Here is a 5,091-nt window from a genome sequence, read left to right as displayed (position 1 = left end):
TTGCAACTGAACGGTCCATCGGTGGGAGAGAGGTCATGCGTTTCCTTTGGCTGAGGTCCGACAACGGAAGGTTTTTACGACACCGCCGTTGCGATGCCATTCGAGCTTGAACAACAAGAGATTCTACCAGCAGAGGGCGGCTTGAACAAACGACAGCGGTGTGCCGAAGGCCTAGCGTAAAAACCATGTTGTACGACCGTACGCTAGAACGTTGAAAACTCGCCGCCGAGTGCCGCCGCGAATTCGTGGCCAAGCTCAGTGAGTCGCGGGACGTATTCATCGTCGCCGACAATGATCACAGCGCGATGCTCTTCGTCATAGGCGAACAAACCGACTGGAGTGTCGTCAGGCACGAACTTGACGCGCATTGCAGACGGAGGATTCTCCACCCGCATTCCTGTTGCGGGATCACGTCCCTGCCAAGTGTCCATGCGGACGTCATCGCGTGGCGAGATCAAGGACGACCAACCGTCATATTCGACGCTGATGATTTGGCCGATGTTTGGCATCTAGTTTCCTTGGGTCGTACAACGGAGTTCTGGACGACAGGGTGTCGTCTATGCAAGGTAGCTGGGGAGAATTGGGCTCGATATTAGCCCATTTGGATTCGGCTTGCAGGCTCTGTGCAAGCAACGGAGGGCGGTGAGAGCGATCCTGCTTTCCCCTCGCACGAATCAGGTCGTGTACAACGAGTTGAATCGCACGTAGGCCTCGGTCAGATCGCTGGCCCAGAATGATGCTTGGCCGGGGCCTTCACCGACGGTCAAATCGGCCAGCACTTCCGAATTGGCTTTCATCGATTCGCTCAGCTTCGCAGCGTCAATTGAAAGCGGCGTCCCGTTCTCGAAGACCATCACGCCATCAATAACGAGACTTGTTCGTTCGGGATCTATCTTTGGGCCCGCGTATCCGGCGGCCGATACGATCCGGCCCCAGTTTGGATCTCCGCCGGTGATGGCTGTCTTCACCAATGGACTGGCCGCAACCGTTTTTGCGATCACAAAGGCGTCTTCGTCGCTCGCGGCACCCGACACACGGACTTCGAAAAATCTTGCCGCACCCTCACCATCAGCGACCAACATCTTCGCCAATTTCAACGCGACTTGCGTGGCGGCTTCTTGCCAAATCTCCAGTTCATCCGAATTGAATTCCTGTACGTCCTCCGACACCGACATGCCCGTGCAAACCAACATCACCGTGTCGTTGGTGCTGGTGTGCCCGTCCACGCTGACGCGATTGAACGTCTGGCCAGCGATTTGTTTGAGTGATGCCTGGGCCGCCTCGGGACCAATCGGGGCATCGGTCATCACAACACCCAACATGGTTGCCATGTTAGGAGCGATCATTCCGGCGCCCTTGCACATCGCCGCGATGCGAAATTGTTGACCGCGGATGGTCACGGTTTCGCTGACGGTTTTTCGAAATTGATCCGTGGTGCAAATCGCATCCGCAGACGCAATGAAGTCCGTTTCCGCATCGCCAAGCTTCCCCGCCGCGGCCTCGATTCCCGCACGAACCTTTTCCATCGGCAACGGTTGGCCGATCACACCCGTGCTCATCACCATCACATCGGCCGAGTCGCAACCGGTCAACTTTGCGGCCAGTTCACACATTGCTTTGGCATTCTGCATGCCTTCTTCGCCCGTGCAAGCATTGGCGTTGCCGCTGTTGGTCAATACCACGCGTCCGGTTGACGTTGGCGTTTTTGCCCGACTCAGAACAACCGGTGCGGCAACGATTTGATTGGTGGTATAAACTCCCGCCATGACCGAGGGCCGATCGGTGACAATCATCGAAACGTCCGGCTTTCCGCTGGCCTTGATACCGGCCGCCACTCCGGCAAAACGAATTCCTTTGGGAAGAACGTGCGATGTCGGCGGGTCGTTCTGCGGTGCGGTATCCGTCATGCTATTCAGTGAGTTGGGTTGGTGAGCGGGATGTGGGTGAGGTGTTGTTGACAATGATCGACAATGCGGTGCCAGATTCCAGTGGGATTCCAAGCCTCGAACGTTAATCATTCAAGTTTCGTCCTACCAAACAGTTTCCACAAGTCGCCAGTGAACGCCGTTTTGAAACCGTCCGAGGCAACCATGCCAGACCCCGAATCCGGCGATTTGGTTCGTTGCGAGCATCTGACCAAACGCTACGGCGACTTCACGGCACTTTCCGACTGCACGCTGAACGTCCGACGTGGCGAAGTGTTTGGTCTGCTGGGCCCAAATGGTGCGGGAAAAACCACGCTGATTCGCACCCTGCTGGGATACCTGTATCCGACCTCGGGACGATGCTCCATCGATGGATTGGATCCGGCGGATGATCCGGTCGAAGTTCGCCGCCAAGTTTCATACTTGCCTGGCGACGCTCGCTTGCCGCGTCACATGCGGGGCAAAGGATTGCTCAACTTCTTCGCCGAAATGCATCCGCTTGGTGATCGTGCGCGATCGTTTGCCGTCGCGGACCAATTGGAACTCGACCTCACCCGCCGCGTTGCCTTCATGTCGACGGGAATGCGTCAAAAGCTGGCTTTGGCGGTTGTTCTGGGACCTCGAACCCCGCTGCTGATTCTCGATGAACCAACGGCCAATTTGGATCCGACCGTCCGAGCCACCGTGCTGGATCTTGTCTCGTCCGAACAAGCCACCGGTCGGACGGTGATGTTCTCTTCACACGTTCTGAGTGAAATTGAACAAACCTGCGATCGTGTCGCGTTTCTAAGGAAAGGCCATTTGGCTCACGAGTTGGCCTTGGAAGATCTTTTTCAGCGCCATCGAGTGACCGCCCGGCGTACCGATGCATCCTCCAGAGAAATACCGATTCCCGTGGAGCTTGCCGAATGGATTGGCGGAATCAGTCAAACCGATAACCGAATCCAAATCAGCACCGCCGGTGACCTGGCTCCCGTTTTACCCTGGTTGGCGACGTTACCGATTGAACAAGTCCGTATTGAGCCGCTGGGATTGCATGCCATTTATCAGTCGGTCCACATGGGTGAAGAACTGCCCCAATTGCAGCCTCAGGGTTCGAGCGAAACAGACTCTTCGAAGTCCGAAGGAGTGCTCTGATGCATTGGCGTGACATCGGGATCGACCGGATGCTGATCCGAAAGTTCCTCGGGCAATCGAGCCTGCTGTTTTCCGCCTTGGCGGTAACTTTGTTCGCATTCGGTTGGGTGCGTGTGTGGGTGGTCAAACTATTGGACATGGGTCAGTTCCAAACGATTTTGGAACAGTTCCGCGACTACGAGAAATTCGCGCCAATTGAGTTCGATGCCTTGTTCACGTATTCCGGACGCGTCGGGATGACGTTTGATGAACCGATTGTGATCCTTTGCACGGTGGTTTGGTGCATCGCTCGAGGCAGCGATGTCGTCAGCGGCGAACTTGGTCGCGGAACACTTGAAATGCTGCTCAGCCAACCGGTCAGTCGTGCTCGATTCTTGTTATCGCATGCGGTGGTCAGTATTGGCGGATTGATCGCCTTGTGTCTGGCTCTTTGGGCCGGCATGGGCGTTGGCGTTCACGCAACAACACTGACGGAAGTCGTCCCGCCGCCATCAGTTCGCGTGCCATTTTTCGGTTTTGAGCTGCCGCTGACTGACGATGCCCCCGTCGAACAATCGTTCCCGATGAGCGACCGAGTCGACCTACGGACCTATTCCTCGTCCGTCTTTCACCTGTTCGCGTTCGGCTTCTTTTTGCTGGGACTGAGTGCTTGCTTCAGCAGCCTGGACCGATACCGATGGCGGACAATCGGTGCGGTGATGACCGTGTATGTGATTCAGCTCATCATGTATGGGCTAGGCAAAGCCGCCGAATCGCTGTCCTTTCTACAGAGCATGTCGTTTTTCAACTGCTACAAACCTCAACGAATGACATCCCTGGTTCGCGACGGCGATCTCTGGTCCCCGTGGAATCTATCCCTCCCGATCGAGGACGGTTGGCTGCCTCCGCTGGGATATCCGCTGCTGCTAATTTCGCTGGGGCTGGTTTGCTACGGCGTCGCATTGGTGGTGTTCACGCGTCGTGACCTCCCCGCACCGCTGTAGACTTGTATGACACGACTTCCGCGCGAGGAAGCCACAGTCGGTCATTCCAGCCGACCTGTCTGACGGTCACTCGTGCGTTGAAACGTTTCTCACAGCCATCGGTGATCGATCAGTTCACTCGCACATTCCGGCTTCACCGGTTGTGAGAAGTAGAACCCTTGGACGAAATGACAGCCCAAGTCCTGAAGACGTTGAAGCTGGGCCAACGTCTCCACTCCTTCGGCGACGACGTTCAGTTCCAAACTCTTCGCTAGCGCGAGAATCGATCGAATGAGCGAAGCGTTTTTTTCCGAGTCAAACATCGACTCCACAAAAGAACGATCGACCTTCAAGATATCCAGCGGCATGCGATGGAGATAAGACAACGACGAATATCCGGTTCCAAAATCGTCGATGCCGATCGTTAAACCGATCCGTCGCAATTGATGCAGCAACTCGATGGTGCTTTCCGGGTCCTGCATCAGGAAGCTTTCGGTCACTTCCAGTTTCAGGCACTCAGGTTGCAACTTTGTTTCCTCGAGCGTTTCGGTCACCGCTTCCACAAAACCGGTGGACGACAATTGCCGAACGGAGACATTGACGCTGATCATGATCGGGCGACCAAACTCAGCCTGCCATCGCATCGCTTGTTGACACGCTTTGCGAAGCACCCATTTGCCAATCTCGATGATCAGTCCATTGGATTCGGCGATCGGAATGAACGTGTTGGGCGACACGGTTCCATGCTCCGGATGTTCCCAACGCAGCAAGGCCTCAAAACCCGCCGTGGTCCCATCGCACATTTGCACCATCGGCTGATAGAGCAACGTGAGTTCGTCTCGTTCCAGCGAGTGACGCAACTGCGAACCGAGTTCCAAACGCAACATGTTCTCGGCCAACATGTCATCGTTAAAAATCGCATACGGCAATTCGGATTGATTCTTCGCGAAGTACATCGCCGTGTCCGCACGCACCAACAATTCTTCGCCGGTCGCTTGAGGGACGGATGATTCTGGATCGAATTCCGAAACGACAATCCCCATGCTCGCCCGCGTCAGAATTTCGCG

General features: G+C 55.7%; 5 protein-coding genes. 2 read left to right on the top strand and 3 right to left on the bottom strand.

Annotated elements, in window-relative coordinates:
• Nucleotides 1-203: 203 nt before the first annotated feature.
• On the bottom strand, nucleotides 204-509 hold the full coding sequence (locus B2R17_RS12975; protein ID WP_286764311.1) for a hypothetical protein: 306 nt from the start codon (nucleotides 507-509) through the stop codon (nucleotides 204-206).
• Between the two features lie 165 nt (nucleotides 510-674).
• Nucleotides 675-1,907 carry a bifunctional glutamate N-acetyltransferase/amino-acid acetyltransferase ArgJ gene (gene argJ, locus B2R17_RS12970; protein WP_286764310.1) on the bottom strand — a complete coding sequence of 411 codons (1,233 nt, stop codon included), beginning with the start codon at nucleotides 1,905-1,907 and terminating at the stop codon, nucleotides 675-677.
• A 150-nt stretch (nucleotides 1,908-2,057) separates the two neighbouring features.
• Here argJ and B2R17_RS12965 point away from each other — a divergent pair, with 150 nt between their 5' ends.
• A complete protein-coding gene (locus B2R17_RS12965; RefSeq protein ID WP_286764309.1) occupies nucleotides 2,058-3,062 on the top strand; it encodes an ABC transporter ATP-binding protein in 1,005 nt (334 codons plus the stop codon).
• Nucleotides 3,062-4,045 carry an ABC transporter permease subunit gene (locus B2R17_RS12960; RefSeq protein ID WP_008672735.1) on the top strand — a complete coding sequence of 328 codons (984 nt, stop codon included), beginning with the start codon at nucleotides 3,062-3,064 and terminating at the stop codon, nucleotides 4,043-4,045. Before B2R17_RS12965 ends, B2R17_RS12960 begins: the two co-directional genes overlap by 1 nt.
• 89 nt (nucleotides 4,046-4,134) lie before the next feature.
• Here B2R17_RS12960 and B2R17_RS12955 read toward each other — a convergent pair.
• A partial coding sequence (locus B2R17_RS12955) for a putative bifunctional diguanylate cyclase/phosphodiesterase (protein ID WP_286764308.1) occupies nucleotides 4,135-5,091 on the bottom strand: 957 nt, incomplete at its 5' end.

Origin of the sequence: Rhodopirellula sp. UBA1907, assembly GCF_002337565.1 — a bacterium.
Lineage (GTDB): Bacteria > Planctomycetota > Planctomycetia > Pirellulales > Pirellulaceae > Rhodopirellula > Rhodopirellula europaea.
This window is presented reverse-complemented; position numbering and strand designations above follow the sequence as displayed.

Bases quoted from the DNA above. Each gene is read 5' to 3' on its own strand.
- B2R17_RS12975 (WP_286764311.1), bottom strand. From the start codon at position 509: ATGCCAAACATCGGCCAAATCATCAGCGTCGAATATGACGGTTGGTCG.
- argJ (WP_286764310.1), bottom strand. From the start codon at position 1,907: ATGACGGATACCGCACCGCAGAACGACCCGCCGACATCGCACGTTCTT.
- B2R17_RS12960 (WP_008672735.1), top strand. From the start codon at position 3,062: ATGCATTGGCGTGACATCGGGATCGACCGGATGCTGATCCGAAAGTTC.